The sequence below is a fragment of the Sulfitobacter noctilucicola genome (genome assembly GCF_000622385.1).
In the GTDB taxonomy this organism is placed as follows: Bacteria; Pseudomonadota; Alphaproteobacteria; order Rhodobacterales; family Rhodobacteraceae; genus Sulfitobacter; species Sulfitobacter noctilucicola.
The window spans coordinates 1,519,665-1,535,512 of sequence record NZ_JASD01000008.1 but is presented as its reverse complement, the minus strand read 5'-3'; the positions used below and the strand labels follow the sequence as shown (position 1 = coordinate 1,535,512).

At 57.2% G+C, this 15,848-nt stretch carries 19 protein-coding genes and 1 tRNA gene; 3 read left to right on the top strand and 17 right to left on the bottom strand.

Annotation, left to right across the window (positions count from 1 at the left end; translation table 11 throughout):
- The 4 genes from Z946_RS0111270 to lepA form a co-directional block, all read right to left on the bottom strand.
- Complete coding sequence (locus Z946_RS0111270) at positions 1-831, bottom strand: 3-oxoadipate:acetyl-CoA acetyltransferase (protein ID WP_025055838.1); 831 nt, start codon at positions 829-831, stop codon at positions 1-3.
- 147 nt (positions 832-978) lie between these two features.
- Positions 979-1,161: a hypothetical protein gene (locus Z946_RS0111265; RefSeq protein ID WP_025055837.1), complete on the bottom strand. Its 183-nt coding sequence runs from the start codon at positions 1,159-1,161 to the stop codon at positions 979-981.
- Positions 1,162-1,252: 91 nt separating this feature from the next.
- Positions 1,253-1,765, bottom strand: coding sequence for an alkylphosphonate utilization protein (locus Z946_RS0111260; protein WP_025055836.1), 513 nt, complete (start codon positions 1,763-1,765; stop codon positions 1,253-1,255).
- A gap of 75 nt (positions 1,766-1,840) precedes the next feature.
- Positions 1,841-3,640, bottom strand: coding sequence for a translation elongation factor 4 (gene lepA, locus Z946_RS0111255; protein ID WP_025055835.1), 1,800 nt, complete (start codon positions 3,638-3,640; stop codon positions 1,841-1,843).
- A 10-nt stretch (positions 3,641-3,650) separates the two neighbouring features.
- On the opposite strand from lepA, the gene Z946_RS21720 reads away from it, so the two are divergent.
- A complete protein-coding gene (locus Z946_RS21720; RefSeq protein WP_184600946.1) occupies positions 3,651-5,300 on the top strand; it encodes a hypothetical protein in 1,650 nt (549 codons plus the stop codon).
- 150 nt (positions 5,301-5,450) lie between these two features.
- Positions 5,451-5,807: a hypothetical protein gene (locus Z946_RS0111245; RefSeq protein ID WP_025055833.1), complete on the top strand. Its 357-nt coding sequence runs from the start codon at positions 5,451-5,453 to the stop codon at positions 5,805-5,807.
- Between the two features lie 67 nt (positions 5,808-5,874).
- On the opposite strand, the gene Z946_RS0111240 is transcribed toward Z946_RS0111245, so the two are convergent.
- The 8 genes from Z946_RS0111240 to Z946_RS21670 form a co-directional block, all read right to left on the bottom strand.
- Complete coding sequence (locus tag Z946_RS0111240; RefSeq protein ID WP_025055832.1) at positions 5,875-6,333, bottom strand: arsenate-mycothiol transferase ArsC; 459 nt, start codon at positions 6,331-6,333, stop codon at positions 5,875-5,877.
- The gene (locus Z946_RS0111235; RefSeq protein WP_025055831.1) at positions 6,334-6,813 is read right to left on the bottom strand and encodes a UPF0262 family protein; all 480 of its coding nucleotides are present in this window, start codon (positions 6,811-6,813) and stop codon (positions 6,334-6,336) included. It lies immediately after the preceding gene.
- Between the two features lie 117 nt (positions 6,814-6,930).
- The gene (locus Z946_RS0111230; RefSeq protein WP_152540573.1) at positions 6,931-7,296 is read right to left on the bottom strand and encodes a hypothetical protein; all 366 of its coding nucleotides are present in this window, start codon (positions 7,294-7,296) and stop codon (positions 6,931-6,933) included.
- A gap of 154 nt (positions 7,297-7,450) precedes the next feature.
- A complete protein-coding gene (gene hisD / locus Z946_RS0111225; protein ID WP_025055829.1) occupies positions 7,451-8,752 on the bottom strand; it encodes a histidinol dehydrogenase in 1,302 nt (433 codons plus the stop codon).
- Positions 8,753-8,810: 58 nt separating this feature from the next.
- Complete coding sequence (locus Z946_RS0111220; protein WP_025055828.1) at positions 8,811-9,323, bottom strand: GNAT family N-acetyltransferase; 513 nt, start codon at positions 9,321-9,323, stop codon at positions 8,811-8,813.
- Positions 9,313-9,783, bottom strand: coding sequence for a DUF2948 family protein (locus Z946_RS0111215; RefSeq protein ID WP_025055827.1), 471 nt, complete (start codon positions 9,781-9,783; stop codon positions 9,313-9,315). Before Z946_RS0111215 ends, Z946_RS0111220 begins: the two co-directional genes overlap by 11 nt.
- On the bottom strand, positions 9,780-11,051 hold the full coding sequence (gene murA / locus Z946_RS0111210; RefSeq protein WP_025055826.1) for a UDP-N-acetylglucosamine 1-carboxyvinyltransferase: 1,272 nt from the start codon (positions 11,049-11,051) through the stop codon (positions 9,780-9,782). The genes Z946_RS0111215 and murA overlap by 4 nt, the downstream gene beginning before the upstream one ends.
- Position 11,052: 1 nt before the next feature.
- Positions 11,053-11,217 (bottom strand): hypothetical protein, encoded by a 165-nt coding sequence (locus tag Z946_RS21670; RefSeq protein ID WP_169736907.1) that lies wholly within the window; start codon positions 11,215-11,217, stop codon positions 11,053-11,055.
- Positions 11,218-11,303: 86 nt separating this feature from the next.
- Between Z946_RS21670 and Z946_RS0111200 the strand changes: the two genes are divergently transcribed.
- Positions 11,304-11,378 (top strand) — tRNA-Thr (locus tag Z946_RS0111200).
- A 398-nt stretch (positions 11,379-11,776) separates the two neighbouring features.
- On the opposite strand, the gene csgH is transcribed toward Z946_RS0111200, so the two are convergent.
- From csgH to Z946_RS0111175, 5 genes are all read right to left on the bottom strand, one after another.
- The gene (csgH, locus tag Z946_RS0111195) at positions 11,777-12,133 is read right to left on the bottom strand and encodes a curli-like amyloid fiber formation chaperone CsgH (RefSeq protein ID WP_025055825.1); all 357 of its coding nucleotides are present in this window, start codon (positions 12,131-12,133) and stop codon (positions 11,777-11,779) included.
- A gap of 11 nt (positions 12,134-12,144) precedes the next feature.
- Entirely contained in the window at positions 12,145-12,561 is a 417-nt protein-coding gene (locus Z946_RS0111190; protein WP_025055824.1) for a hypothetical protein, read from the bottom strand.
- Between the two features lie 38 nt (positions 12,562-12,599).
- Entirely contained in the window at positions 12,600-13,250 is a 651-nt protein-coding gene (locus tag Z946_RS0111185) for a hypothetical protein (RefSeq protein WP_160170277.1), read from the bottom strand.
- 75 nt (positions 13,251-13,325) lie between these two features.
- The gene (locus Z946_RS0111180) at positions 13,326-14,522 is read right to left on the bottom strand and encodes a hypothetical protein (protein ID WP_025055822.1); all 1,197 of its coding nucleotides are present in this window, start codon (positions 14,520-14,522) and stop codon (positions 13,326-13,328) included.
- A gap of 70 nt (positions 14,523-14,592) precedes the next feature.
- Entirely contained in the window at positions 14,593-15,804 is a 1,212-nt protein-coding gene (locus tag Z946_RS0111175; protein WP_025055821.1) for a hypothetical protein, read from the bottom strand.
- Between the last annotated feature and the right edge of the window lie 44 nt (positions 15,805-15,848).

Sequence of the window (15,848 nt, the reverse complement as noted above, 5' to 3'; positions counted from 1 at the left end):
TCAGGCGGGACGTAGACCCAGAATTTCGCGGGCTTGCTGTGGCGTCGCGACAGGGCGTTCATATTTGTCGCAAAGATCGACCGCGCGCTGTATGAGCGCCGCGTTGGACGGGGCCAGCGTGTTTTTGTCCATGCGCACGTTATCCTCCAGGCCCGCGCGGGTGTGGCCACCTGCCGCGATAGCCCATTCGTTAACAACGACCTGATTTGGCCCGATGCCCGCCGCACACCAGAGCGCGTCCGGTGCCAAGCGCCCCAGCGTTTTGATATAGAAATCAAAGGTTTCTTTGTCAGCGGGCATGGCATTCTTCACGCCCATGACGAACTGCACATACAGCTTTCCGGGAATGCGGCCATCGCGGTTCATCTCGGCCGCTTTGTGGATATGGGACAGATCGAAAGCCTCGATTTCCGGCTTGATGTCATAGGTCCGCATCTCGCCCGCGAGCCAATCGACAAGCTGTGGCGGGTTTTCGTAGACACGTGTGGGGAAGTTATTGGAGCCGACAGAGAGGCTCGCCATATCGGGGCGCAGGGGGAGCATACCGCCGCGTTCTTCACCCGCGCCAGAGCGGCCACCGGTGGACAGCTGGATGATCATGTCAGGGCAGTGCTTCTTCAACCCTTCCATCAATGCGGCGAATTTATCGGGGTCTGAGGACGGGGTTTCATCAGCATTGCGGACATGGGCGTGGCAGATCGCGGCACCGGCCTCATAGGCCGCGTGGGTGCTTTCAATCTGTTCGGAGGTGGTGGTCGGCACGGCAGGGTTTGCCGCTTTGGTCGGGACAGATCCGGTGATTGCGACGCAGAGGATGCAGGGATTGGACATGAACGCACTCCGTTGAATACATTGGTAAAAGCAGCGCTTACCCAATGGCGGTTTTGGATTTTCTCTACATTGCGTTAAATGTCACACCTTGTACACCGCGCATGCACAAAGCGTTGAATGAAGCGGCTATCGGACGATGTTTGACCTTCAGGGTTTCGTGATTTCCCGTGCCACAAAATAGGACACCGGAAATGCCAAAACCGCCCCGATACCCGCAGCGACAAGGATCGGAGTAAGCGTTCCGTATCCAGCGGAGAGCACAGCGATCACGCCCGCACCAGCCATAGCTGTAGCGATTATGGAATAGAGGACGGAGGCGAGACGAAGCATGGAGAAACCTTTCGATCAGATTGCGCTGCGAAAGGATTACGGGATGTGACGGGCCGCTACGTTGATTTGGGTCAAATTTCGGAAGCTGGGTTCAGCGCTTTTTGACAAACTCGGTCAGGATCACGATGCGCTGGCCTTCGACGCGCCCTTCGATGTGGGCAGGATTATCGGCGACCAGCGAAATTTTGTGGACGGCGGTACCACGTTTGGCGGTAAAGCCCGCGCCTTTGACGGGTAGGTCCTTGATCAGCACCACGGTATCGCCCGCACTAAGCGGGACGCCGTTGCTGTCCTTATGTGCGGTGTCCTGAGGGACATTGTCAGCCCAGACTTGCGTTTCGTCGTCGAGGTACAGCTGATCGGAGAGATCACGCGCCCAGTCTGTGTCGAGGCGCTTGAGCGTGCGCGCGGCGAGAACCTGAAGAGCGGGGTCTTCGGACCACATGGTCGAAGCGAGGGCGCGAAAGTGGTCGGGGTTGGGCGTGTTGTTTTGCGTCTGGTCTGCGCAGATGCCACAGATGTCGACAGATGCGTCAGCAGGGCCTCCGGGGACGGGGGTGCTGACCAGTGGTGTATCGGGTGTGTCGCAGAGAGGGCAGTTCATAGCGATGGTGTAGTCAAGGTGAAACCTAAGCTTTGCAGGGGGTTGCAGGCGGGCGACGCCAGGGTCTCACTCAAGTTACCCATCCATCTTGAGCGCTGAAATAAACGCTTCCTGCGGAATATCCACCTTACCGAACTGGCGCATTTTCTTCTTACCGGCCTTCTGCTTTTCCAGCAGCTTTTTCTTACGCGTGGCGTCGCCGCCGTAGCATTTCGCCGTCACGTCCTTGCGCATCGCTGACAATGTCTCGCGCGCGATCACCTTGCCGCCAATCGCCGCCTGAATCGGGATTTTGAACATGTGGCGGGGGATCAGGTCTTTGAGCTTTTCGACCATCGCGCGGCCCCGCGTTTCGGCCCGGTCACGGTGGACCATCATGGAGAGCGCATCGACCGGTTCATCGTTCACAAGGATCGACATTTTTACAAGGTTATCTGTCCGGTAGCCGACCATCTGGTAGTCGAAGGACGCATAGCCTTTGGTGACGGATTTGAGACGGTCGTAGAAGTCGAACACCACTTCGTTCAGAGGCAGGTCATATACGGCCATGGCGCGGGAGCCTGCGTAGGTCAGATCCTGCTGCATGCCGCGGCGGTCCTGACAGAGCTTGAGCACATCGCCGAGGTATTCGTCGGGCACGAGGATCGTCGCCTTGATCCGCGGCTCTTCGATGTGGTCGACCAGCGTCATGTCGGGCATATCGGCGGGGTTGTGCAACTGCGTAACCGTGCCGTCCTTCATGTGGATGTCGTAGATCACGCTCGGCGCGGTGGTGATAAGGTCGATGTCATACTCGCGCTCGATCCGGTCGCGGATAACTTCGAGGTGCAAAAGCCCGAGGAAGCCGCAGCGGAAGCCGAAACCGAGAGCCGCGGAAGTTTCCATCTCGAAGCTGAAGGACGCGTCGTTGAGGGCGAGTTTTTCGATACTGTCGCGCAGGTCTTCGAAATCGTTGGCGTCTACGGGGAAGAGCCCACAGAAAACCACAGGCTGCGAGGGTTTAAAGCCCGGCAGGCGTTCGGTGGTGCCTTTGCGTTCGTGCGTGATTGTGTCGCCCACGCGGGTGTCGCGCACCTGTTTAATGGAGGCGGTGAGGAAGCCAAGCTCGCCCGGTCCAAGCTCGTCAATCTCTGTCATGGCGGGGCGGAAGACGCCGATGCGGTCCACGTGGTGGGTGCTGTCGTTGGAGAGCATGCGGATACGCTCGCCCTTTTTCAGCACGCCATCCATGATGCGGACAAGGACGATGACACCGAGATAGCTGTCGTACCACGAATCCACCAGCATCGCCTTAAGCGGCGCATCGCGGGTGCCTTTGGGGGCGGGCAGTTTGGTCACAATCGCTTCGAGTGTTTCGGCGATCCCGACACCGGTCTTGGCAGAGACGCGGATGGCGTCTGTGGCGTCGATACCGATGACATCTTCGATCTGTTCGGCCACGCGGTCACAATCGGCCGCAGGCAGGTCAATCTTGTTCAGGACGGGCACGATTTCATGATCGGCCTCGATCGCGTGATACACATTGGCCAGTGTCTGTGCCTCGACCCCTTGGGTGCTGTCCACAACCAGCAACGACCCTTCGACCGCACGCATGGAGCGGGACACCTCATAGGCAAAATCTACGTGACCGGGGGTGTCGATCAGGTTGAGGACGTAATCCTCGCCATCTTTGGCGGTGTAGTTGATCCGCACGGTCTGGGCCTTGATCGTGATCCCGCGTTCGCGTTCGATGTCCATGCTGTCGAGCATCTGCTCTTTCATGTCACGATCAGCGACGGTGTGCGTCGATTGGATGAGGCGGTCCGCCAGCGTGGATTTCCCGTGGTCGATATGGGCGACGATGGAGAAATTGCGGATGTGTGAAAGTGGTGTCATGTATGGGGATATGAGGCGGTTTGGGGGTTTGGTCAAGGTGGATGATACGGGCGGTTCAGATATGTCGCAGCGCATCGTGCAGGTGCCAAAATCAAGCAAGATGCCCGAATTGGCGATTGGCGCGGCATATCTTGCAATAGGGGCACTGTTCATTGGCGTGTTTACCGCGTTCCAGATGCCCTTGATGATCTGTGTGACGCTTGGGTTGACGCTGGTGTTTGCCGCCACGGCGCTGCTGATTGACAAATATACGACCGCAGACTGGATCATCTCGGCCTTGTCCAGCGCGAAACCACCGACGGCCTATAACCTGTCGCTGGATTTTGCCCTGCCCAGATTGCGCGCTGCCTTGACCATCAGTGAACCGCGGGAAGGCAGCGGGCTTTTTTCCTTGCTGTCAGATGTGTTTACTTACCGTTTGCTGGACCGGGCCATGCTGATTGCAGTAGCCTATCCCGTGTTGCTGTTGCTGCTGTACTGGGCGCTGGTCGGGCAAGGCGGATTTCTGGGGGAGGTTCAGATCATCCCGCCAGCCGATGCGTATTGGAAAGGGCCTGCGACATTAGGCGGGGTTGCCATGATCTTTCTGGCCTATTTTAGTGAGACACGGGCCGCAGTAAGCCCGAAACGGTTCGTTCGAAGTGTTTCGAGCTTACTGGGTGCGGGTGCGATTGTTGGTTTTACCGTGTTTAATTACTTTGCGGAATTGCCCACAGGCGCATTCGCAGTCGCAGTCGCATTCGCAATCGCAGGCGCAGTCGCATTCGCATTCGCAGGCGCAGTCGCAGTCGCAATCGCAGTCGCATTCGCATTCGCAGTCGCAGGCACAGTCGCATTCGCAGGCGCAGTCGCAGGCACAGTCGCAATCGCAATCGCAGTCGCAGTCGCAGTCGCATTCGCAGGCGCAGTCGCAGGCACAGTCGCATTCGCAATCGCAAGCGCAAAGCTCATCGCCTCAGAACGAACGAAAACCGCTTCGCTCCTGGCGATCGGTTTCCCCTCGATTGGCGCTTTGCTCGTCGTGTGGCTTCTGCCTTGGGAAGGATTTGGCGATAGCGCGCCTTTGGCGGCCACAGTCCTCCTGTTCCTAGGCATCCTTCCCGTTCTCAACGCCCTGTTCGATACGGTCAGCTACGGGGTCACGCTGGCCCTTGCAGAGCGGGGTCGAAACGACTGGGCGCTCCTTTGGGGGTTGGCAGATGCAGCAGTCGCTATGACGCTGTTCCTTGCCTTGGGCGCTGTACTGGTGGTGGTGATCAGTGGAATGGAGGCGTTGTCGGGTGTGCCTTTCGCCGACCTGAATACCCTACTGACACAGCGAATCGGCGCGTCGGAATACTGGTGGCTGTATGCAATGTTGTTTTCCACTGCCTTGCCCACCGTATTGCACTTGTGTCTGGCCTGCCTCAGCCTGCAAGCTTTGTTGCCGCTCCGGTGGCGGAATGGTTTGTGTGGTTTGATCCGCCGTGCGCATGAGGGCGTGGCGTTGGACGGGGTGGCGGCGACGTTTTTGTTGGGATCGTTTTTCACTCTCGGCCTCGCAGTTCCACTTCTGTTGATCTACTGGATCGGGGTTGTGTTCTGGTCAAGTTTGGTTGGGCCTTTTCTGTATGGCTATCAATCCTTGCTGTTCAACTTGTATGGGTTGATCACGGGCTGATCCGACGGGACCAGTCCCGCCCTACAGTGTGACATCCCACCCCACCATTCGTGATTTGCCCCCCTGCCCTAAATCCGTCATACTGCGCGACAGGCAGAACAGGACCACCAAGGGGCAAACCCCACAGGTCCATGGGCAGAGGCAGTGGTTATGAAACGTACCGGTTTGGCGCTTGTTGCGCTTTTGGGTTTGGTCGCTTGCGGAGGATCATCCTCTCAGCGTGAAAGGGTGTTTTCGCAGGTACAGTTCGCCTCCGGCCCGATACAGAAAGCCTGTCAGGCGCAGGATCGCAAGGCAGCAACGAGGGCGCGGTGCGGCTGTGTTCAGGCGGTCGCGAACCGCGAATTGTCAGCGGCGGACCAGCGGCGCGGGGCGAAGTATTTCAAAGATCCCCATGCCTTGCAGCAGGTTCGGCAGAATCAGGACAATAACGCAAGCAACAGGCGCTTTTGGGCGGCTTGGAAAGCATATGGGCAAAGTGCGACGCGCACCTGTTCCGGCGTCTGAGGCAGGGCGGTTTCTTTCAATGAAAACGGTGCGGAATTTTCAGAAAACTGCACTGTGACGCAAGAGTTCAATCCTCAAGCGGCGGGCCGAAGCGATCCTTGAGGCGGGTCACGATCTGGTCGCGGGCGGCGCGGAATTGCACCAGTTTGGCGTCACGGTTTTCGCCCAGACCTGTCGGATCAAGGATCGGCCAGTATTCCACTTCGAGATGGAAAAAACGTGTGAGTTCCAGCGCGCGCCGCTGGCTGGCAGGGCTGAGCGCTATGACCAGATCGAAAGAAGACAAATCGTCGCCCCATTGTTCCATTTCATCAAAGCTGCGGCTGCGGTGGCGGCTTAATTCCACATCCATTTCGGCACAGACGGCGATAGAGAAGCCGTCAATTTCGAGATCGTTTTTCACGCCCACGGACTGCACGTAAGTGTCCGTGCCGTAGAATTTCTTCATGATGCCCTCTGCCATAGGAGAGCGTACTGCGTTGTGATCGCAGCAGAAAAGCACCGATTGGGGGAGTGGTTCGGACACTCAGCCTCCGAAATGAAGAACGCAGATCAGGGTAAAGAGGCGGCGTGCGGTGTCAATGTCGATTTCGGCTTTGCCCTCAAGGCGTTCCTGCAACACGCGGGAGCCTTCGTTGTGGATACCGCGGCGTGCCATGTCGATGGTTTCGATCTGGCTGGGGGGCAGTTTCTTTACCGCGTCGAAGTAGGATTCGCAGATCTGGAAGTAGTCTTTGACGACTTGCCGGAAGGGGCCGAGGGAAAGGTGGAATTCGGCGGCCTTTTCGGCCTGCTCTGTCTCAACTTCGAACACCAACCGCTTGTCACGGATTGACAGACCCAGATGGTAGGGGCCTTGCGGCACGGGGCGGTCGTCACGCGAGGGTATAACAAAGGTGTTGTCTTCGAGCAGGTCGAAGACGGCGACCTTGCGCTCCTGCTCGATCTCGGGCGTGGGAGGCGGCAGGCCTGCGTCGTCTAGGTTGATGTGGCTGATGCGGGACATGGATCGCATCCTTTTGATTACGGGTTCGCAGGATGGATACGCGCTTCATGCGTGCAACGCAATGCCGCAGCGCAGCAACAATCGGGTTGGAGTGAGACAAGAGCCGCTTTGTCGAGTTCAGTATTCGTCTGCGATCAAACCATCCAGCACTGATCGCCAAAGTGCCTCGGTCCTTGTGCCTCTTAGGCGCGCAATGCGGCGCAGGTGTTCATCCCGCAGCCATGAGGCCTGCCCTTTGTTGACCATGAACCTGAGCGCTGCCGCAAAGTCACTTCTTGCGTCGCTCGTCCGTTCCAATTGTGCCAATGCAATGCCGCGTTCGAGCCGTATCATCGAACTTCGGTCACGCTCAATCGGGAAAACATGAAACGGAGTGGCGGTGACAAGGGCAGCGTTACAAAAGGCCAACTTTGTCTTATGCGCAAAGCTTTCGGATCGGCATCCTCCAGCGGTGATAACGGCCAATAGAAGGGTCAGCATCACGACAAGAAGGCATATTGCCAACACGTTCTGACGGTGCGTGGGCTGTCTTGGCTGAGATGAAAGATTAGGGGTTTCCACGACGCATCATACCCCTTCCGTGCGCAAATTGACAGGTTTCGGCACTTTGCGGAATGTCAAATGCGCGACCAACGGTCTAGCGGTTCAGTTTGTCCAGACGGGCGGTCACACTCAAGCCGTGTGCCTGAAGGCTTTCTGAAGTGGCCAGGCGTTCGGCAGAGGGGCCGATGGCGCGGAGCGCTTCGGGTGTCATACGGGCCAGTGTGGTCCGTTTCATGAAGTCGAGGACGGACAGGCCCGAGGAAAAGCGGGCGGAGCGGGCTGTGGGCAGCACGTGGTTGGGGCCGCCGATGTAGTCGCCGATGGCTTCTGGCGTCCATTGACCTAGAAAGATGGCACCTGCGTGGGTGATCTGCGCGCTCAGGGCATCAGGCTCTGCCACGCAGAGTTCGAGGTGTTCAGGCGCAATGCGGTTGGACAATGCGGCAGCAGTGGCCAAATCGGGCACGGTGATGATCGCGCCGAAGTCGCGCCAGCTGGGTCCGGCAATCGCGCGGCGCTCGAGTGTTTCGAGCCGCTTGATCACCGCGCGGCCAACAGCTTTCCCAAAGTCGGCATCAGTGGTGATCAGGATGGATTGGGCGCTTTCATCGTGTTCGGCTTGGGACAACAGATCGAGCGCTATCCAGTCGGGATCATTGTCGGCATCCGCGATCACGAGGATTTCGGAGGGGCCCGCAATCATATCGATGCCGACCTTGCCAAAAACACGGCGTTTGGCCGCAGCGACGAAAGCGTTTCCGGGGCCAGTGATTTTGTCGACAGGCGCGATGGTGTCCGTGCCATAGGCCAGTGCCGCGACGGCCTGGGCACCGCCAATGCGGTATATCTCGTCCACACCTGATATTTTGGCCGCCAACAAGACCAGCGGGTTCAGGATACCGTCAGGCGTGGGTACGACCATGGCAAGACGCTCGACACCGGCAACCTTGGCGGGGATCGCATTCATCAAGACAGAACTGGGATAGCTCGCAAGGCCGCCTGGCACATAGAGGCCAGCGGCTGAGATGGCTGTCCAGCGCCACCCCAGCGTAGCACCCGCTTCATCGGTCCATTCCGCGTCTTCGGGCAGCTGGCGTTCGTGGTAGGCGCGGATGCGTTCGGCAGCAAGGTGCAGCGCTTGCGCATCCTCGGGGCTGACCTGCGCTTCGGCATCTGCGATTTCCTGCGCCGTGATGCGCAGCGTGTCCGGCGTTAGGGTAATCCGGTCAAACTTGGCCGTCAGGTCGATAACGGCCGCATCGCCACGCGACCGCACGTCTGCGATGATCTTTGCGACTGTCGCATCCACATCGGGGCTGTCCTCCCGCTTTGCGTTCAGCAAGGTGGTGAAGGCGGTTTCAAAGTCGGGCGCTGACGTATCGAGGGTTACGGGCATAGGGCGCTCCAATCGAGGCAAAGAGGTGGACGTCGGATAACGGGATCACGCGCAAGGCTCAAGGGAGCGCGGCATCATCCAAAGGGCGGTAAAAGAACAGATCGGTCTGGTGACGGTCAGGTAGTTTGACGGCGCGGGGCAGACACCCCCACTGCACAAAATAATTCCGCTGATAAAAGGCAATGGCCGGCGCGTTTTCCTGTGCAACGCAAAGTTCGAGTTGCACGATATTGAGCGTGCGTGCTGTTGCAATCACGTGATCCATCAGAGCCTGCGCCGCCCCCTGCCCGCGTGCGGCCTTGCGGATATAGACCGCATTCAGACTGGCGCGATGGGCTTCGGCTGGGTTGATTTCGGGATCAAGTGCTGCGGTACCAAGCGGCTCGCCTTCTCCAAAAATCGCGAACACCATCCGCCCGTCCAGCATTGCGGCGCGCTCAGCATCGGTGCGCTCAACCTCTTCGGCGTAGGTTGTCAGGAAGTTTTCCGGATGCAGTTTTAGGGCCTCAAGCCTGAGCGTGCGCCAAAGTGCGGCGTCATCACCGGTCAGGCGGCGGATCTCAAATATCATGCCTTGGCAGCTTCTTGGACGGCGCGACATAAGGTTTCGTCACATCTTTTAGCGTCACCTCAACCGCTTCAACTGTCAGGCGGATGGCACCGTCGCCTGCAAGCGTCAGCGTGACGTGACCCGACGGCGCATCTGTTTCTTCAAACGTCAAGCTCAAGACAGACAGAATGGTGTCGGCATCGCCTTTCGGAACATCCTGACTGGCGACAGCCTGAACCGTGTGGAACATCAGCACCGATTGAACGCGCTCTGGCGCGTGGCGCGTCTTGCCCGTGTCTTCCCAACGTACGCGGTTGAGCAGCAGCGCAAAGCGTTTTTTGGATCTATCCCAGCGCATTTCGGACGCAGGGAATACCGCATCCTGCACAAGTGACGAAATGACATTCAAGTCATCAGCATCCATGGCACCAAGGTTCAGCGGTGCTTCGCGTCCGTCCTCGAACCGTGCGTCTTGGGTCATTGGTCTTTGATCCGTTCAATATCGGCACCAACACCGCGGAATTTCGCCACAACATGCTCGTAACCGCGATCAAGGTGATAGACGCGGGAAACCTTGGTTTCGCCCTCTGCCGCGAGACCCGCGAGGATCAGCGAAACGGAGGCCCGCAGATCGGTCGCCATGACAGGCGCGCCTTTCAGTTTCTCAACCCCTTTGACGGTCGCCGTACCGCCATGCACTTCAATGTCCGCGCCCATACGCTCAAGCTCGGGGGCGTGCATAAAGCGGTTCTCGAAGATTTTTTCTTCAAGCACAGAGGTGCCGTCTGCCGTGCACAAAAGCGCCATCATCTGGGCTTGCAGGTCTGTTGGAAAGCCGGGGAAAGGTTCGGTCGTGACGTCAACCGCGTGGATACGGCCATTCTTTCGCGCCACGGTGAGGCCTTTTTCCGTCTCCGACACGCTGATGCCTGCGGCGTCCAGCTTTTCACAGAATGCAGACAGCAGTTCGATACGGCCGCCTAAAAGCTCTACCTCGCCGCCGCAAATAGCGGGGGCAAGCATGTAGGTGCCAAGCTCGATGCGGTCTGTGACCACTTTGTGCGTGGCCCCATGCAGGCTATCGACGCCCTGAATGGTAATGGACGGCGTGCCGTCCCCCTCGATCTGCGCGCCCATCGCCCGCAGGCAGGTCGCAAGGTCGACGATCTCGGGCTCGCGCGCGGCGTTGTTGATGACGGTGGTCCCCTTGGCGAGGGTCGCAGCCATCATGATGTTCTCAGTGGCCCCGACAGAAGCGAAAGGAAAATCGATCACTGCGCCTTTAAGCTTGCCGCCCTGCGCCTTGGCATGAAGGTAGCCGTCACGCAGTTCGATTTCTGCCCCCATAAGCGCCAGACCGTCGGTATGGATGTCCATTGGCCGCGCCCCGATGGCACAACCGCCGGGCAAAGAAACCTCTGCCTGACCTTCGCGCGCCAGAAGCGGGCCAAGCACAAGGTTCGAAGCGCGCATCTTGCGCACGATATCATAGTCCGCGTGGGTGTTTATCGGTCCCTGGCTCGACATCGCCAGCACCTTGCCATCCTGCAACGAGGTTACTTCGGTGCCCAGAGAGCCGAGCAATTCTGTCATGGTGCGGATGTCACTGAGGCGCGGCGCATTGGTCAGCGTCAAAGGCTCTTCGCTCAGCAGCGTCGCTGGCATAAGAGCAAGACAGGCGTTCTTGGCCCCTGCAATCGGGATTTCGCCGTGCAGCTCCTTGCCGCCTTTGACCAGAATTGAATCCATATTAACTGCTTTCCTCGTTTGCCGCTTTCGGGCCGTTGTTTTCTGCGGCTCTGCCGCGGGCCTGCGCCTTTCGCCGACCCATATTCGCCTTGAGCGCGGCCTTAAGCCGTTCTTCGCGGGCTTGGGCCTTTGTTTTAGGTGCGGGGGGCGTCTTGTCCTGTGCCATGCGGGGTGTCTAACCCAGCCCTGTGGCGACGTCCAGATTTGGGTTGCAGTGTTTTTAGTTTGCCGCTAATCACCGCCCACGTCGGCGCTGCTGTAGCTCAGAGGTAGAGCACTCCCTTGGTAAGGGAGAGGTCGAGAGTTCGATTCTCTCCAGCAGCACCACGAAGCCTCTGTATTCCAATCATATCGATCCAGCCGCGGCGGCCTTGCTCAGTTCATCTTTTCTTCTTTTTCAGACGCGAAACCAATTTCGGTGGACCTCAGGAAGATGCGCGCAAGTCACTGGTTCTATCTGCAAATGAAAGCGAAAGTTGCGGCAATTGGATAGCTCCGATTTATAACCCAAAAACGTTAGCTGCGCAGAAAGGTCAGGCGGCACATCGGGACTGCCGGCATCGGTTTCGTGCTTGTTTTTCGCCCGTTAGCGCGGGTTTGGCAAAATCTGGGTTTTCAGGATCGCGTTTTTCCTGGAAAGCCCGAACGACATTCAGGTCAAACGGGAAGAGATTGATTGCGACGATACGCAGGCCCAAGGTCCGGTGCCTACTCCCTTGTAAACCCTACTCTCCGACAAAAAGTTCCTTTGCCTCAAACACCTCGCCTGCGGCGTTTGTCACTTTCAAGATGACTTCAAGCATCGCGCCTTCCTCAACCGAGAATCTAGAGACCGAGAGAGGTTGGTCCGAAGCGCCAGAGATAGTGCCGGCTTGCTTGCTGACCGAGCTTCCGCTCTTTCCCTTCTTCGTCGCGACAAGTTCATACGAACCGTTTTCGGGGACTGCTATTTCAGCGAAAGCCTGAACCTGAACCGAGCCATTTTCGTTTTTCAGTTCAAGCCACGCTTTGTCGGCCTCGTCAGCGCTTGCGGAAAGCGCAATCGGGAACACTAAGGAAAAAACTGCTGAAATTAGTTTCATTTTGTCGTCCTTTATTGCACTGGAACATCGGAATTCGGGTCTGTTGTCTTTAAGCCCTGCTGATCAACGGAATGGCTGCCCGGGACTTTTATATAAGCGCCGTCCTCGCGGAGCAGGATTTCTTCGGTTTCGTCCTGAACCGGATCAGCAATAGTCTGGCTAATTTGTCCGGCACAGTCCCCTGTGTTTTGGGACGAAGACGTGAGCTGCAGGTTTGGCTCGCAGTCGCCTTCAATTGAAGCTTCCGCTTCAGGGCCTTCTGCAACGGGCTGCGCTTCCGCGGTTTCCTCCGCGCTGTCCCCTTGCAAATCATCCTGCCCATCCTCATCAGATTGAATTTCTATCTGCTGGACCTCGGATGAGTTTCCTGAACTTGCTTCGAGATTTGATTGCGCAATCAGGGATGTTGCGAAAAGAAAACTTCCCATGACTCCCAAGGCTACTCTCATCAAGAACAGCACGGAGATTACTCTCCCGTCTGCGTTATCTGAACGGACATTCCGCCAATTTGTGTCACGACGATGGGGGTAGCCTCGGACCCGAATTGTTTGAGTTCAGCCGAATTGTTATCCCCCGATTGTTCAAGCTGCATCGAGTTTCTATCACCGTTCTGGAGCAGGTCGGCATAGTTGTCAGCGCCGTTCTGGCTGAGCAACATGGCATTGTCTGCACCCAGTTGCGTTTGGAACGCTGTATTCCCCGTACCAGCCTGTTCCAAGGCGGCTGTGTTGCCCCGGCTCCCGATCAAAAGTTCGGCTGCGCTTTGACTCAGCCGGAAATTGTTCAGCGTACCGACGACAGAGATGTCTGCAGTATTACCTGCGCCATCCTGTATCACATCACCTTGGTTGCCGGACCCATCCAGTTGGACCAGGGCGCTTTGTCTGGTCCCTGATTGCTCGATGATGAGAAAGCTATTCGTGCCTTGGTCTGCGACATCTGCAACATTGTCCCGACCAATCTGGTCGATGGACACTTCGCTGCTCACCGCACGGGTTTGGTCAATCAGGCTGCTGTTCCCGACCGAGACCTGACTTATCTCAGAGATGTTCGACTGAGCCAAAACCGGTGTCGCTGCAATCGCATAGACCGCAAAAGAAATCAGATAGCGCATCATCATTGTTGTCCTAAATTGCGTCATCGTCAGAACGAACGTCCTGACGATGACTATAGCAGTTTTCAGGTACTCAGCCTATTGCATGACTGTCGAGAGGTTACCGATACCGCTTTGCGTGATCAGTGAACCATTCCCGCTGGTCATTGTCTGGGTGACCAGCGCAACGTTTCCGACTGGCCCGACAACCGATGGTCCGGTCTGGAAGATCGTGCTTTCTTGACCTGTCAGAGACTGGGTCACCTCAGCCGTGTTCAACAACCCGTCCTGTTCGATCATGCTGTAGTGATCAGCACCATTTTGCGTCAGGACAGCAAGGTGACCACCCAACGGCTTCTGGATGATGGTGCTTTCGCTATCATCCGCGTTCTGGGTGACAACTGCACGTGTGCCGGAAGGTAGGGCAGGCAGATCGCCGTTCGCAGAGGTTTGCGCAACCAAGCTGGTGTTACGGTCCCCGTTCTGCGTGACCAGAGCGTTGTTGCCGAGGCCGGGCAGACCACCTGATTGTACGATGGTTGAATCGTTGTCCATCCCAACTTGCATGTTGTTTGCAGTACCGGATTCCCCACCCTGTTCGATAGCAGATGTGTTGCCGTCACCGGTCTGGTCGATCTGCGCAAGGTTGTCATTGTCATTCGACGCAGGATTCGGAACAAACCATACCGAATTGACCGCACCTGTACCCTGCCTGATCGACGCGGTGTTTCCGATACCATCCTGCATTGTACCAGCGACGTTGTTATCGCCGCCGTTCGATCCGACCACTTGCAGTGTGGTCGCCGTGTTGCCAGTTCCGACTTGCTGAAGCGACGCGACGCTGTTTGTAATATCGAGTGGTGATGTCGACGAACAACCGAACAGGCCGCAATTGACTGCGTCGCCCGGACCTTGCTGAGCCAATGCCGAGTTTCCATCACCATCCTGATCGATGCCAGCGAAGTTACCACCCTGGGTGGAGTCCTGGATCACCTGTGCATTGTTGGTGGGACCATTGGCGGCATTGTTCTGTTTGACGTTCGCCGTTTGAGTGCCGGAACCACCTAGCTGCTGAATGGAGGAGATGTTGGTATCGGTACCCGCGCCGTCAGACTGCAAAACTGTCGCAAGATCATTGTCACCGTTCTGCAATACGGTAGAGCTGCTGCCCGTACCACCTGACTGGGTTACAACCGCGTTATTGCCCAAGCCGATCTGGTCAATGTCGCTGTCGTTTGCAAATGCGGCAGATGCAAAACCGACGCTCAAGGCCGTCGTGATAAGTAGATTTTTCATGTCTCAATCCTTTGATTTGAATGCTGAAGCCCGGCGCGGATATCCCGCACCGGGCTGCGTCCCGCAGGACTTATTGCATCACCGTCGCCATGTTGCCTGAGCCACTCTGGTTGATGATCGAGCTGTTGCTGCTGGTCACTGTCTGCATGACGCTTGCAGTGTTGCCACCAGGTGTCGTGCCGGACTGAGTGATCTCGCTGAAGTTCAGATCAGTGCTTTGGGTCACATAGGCAGAGTGATCATCCCCCGATTGAGACATGATACTTTCATTGCCGAAACCAGACTGCATCAAGGATGCATAGACGTTGTTACCGTTGGATTGGGTAATGGTGCTCAGGCCATCAACACCAGACTGGATGACGTCGGCATCAGAGCTGACGTTGGTCTGGTTAATGATACTTGAGTTGTTGTCATTGCTCTGTGTGACAGTCGCAGTCGCTTCCCGGCTTTGAGGTCCCTGATTGATCAGGGAATACTGGCTTGTTCCGGATTGAGTGACCGTAGCGAGAACATCTCTGGCGACTTGATCGACCAGACTTTCGTTGTCACTGCCAGTCTGTGTCACTTCGGCCGTCATGCCACGGTTCGCACCTTGTGAAACATCAGACATGTTGTTCACGCCGGTCTGGGTGACGTTTGCCAACGCCTCGGAGCCGCGCTGCCGGACATCCGACATGTTGCCATCTCCCGTCTGGAAGATATTCGCATCGGTATACGGATTGGCATCCTGCGCAAAGACATCCTGAAGAATGGATGACTGGTTTCCGTCACCTGTCTGATCGTTGCGTGCGGTTACCCCTGACCCCAGACCGTCAGCTGGCGGTTGGTTGGGGTTGCCCGATTGTGTGATCGAAGACGCGTTGGCAGAACCGCTCTGAATGATGCGGCCATTCATGCTGTAGCCGGACGGCACGCCACCCCCCGCTTGCGGTGTTCCATTGGAGTTCTGAGAAATGGAAGCGGTGTTCGACGCCCCGCCAGGATTGTCGCTATCTTGTTCGATACGCGCGCGGGAATTTCCGCCGATCTGGTCAATCGTTGCATCATTCGCAGCCGTGTTGAAGCTGGAGATACCATCCGGATCCTCGGACTGCGTTACTTCCGCGAGGTTGTTCGATCCATCCTGGTTGATGTTCGACACACCTTCGTTGCCACCGGTCTGATCGACGGATGCGGTGTTCAATGCACCAATTTGGCCAATAACACTGTCATTCGCCATAACTGCTGACGCAGTGATGCCAAGAGCGAGCGCGGACACACTTGTGATTAAGAGATTTTTCATCTTATTCGTCCTTCAAATTTGTAGGTTAATTGCGCCAATCCCCA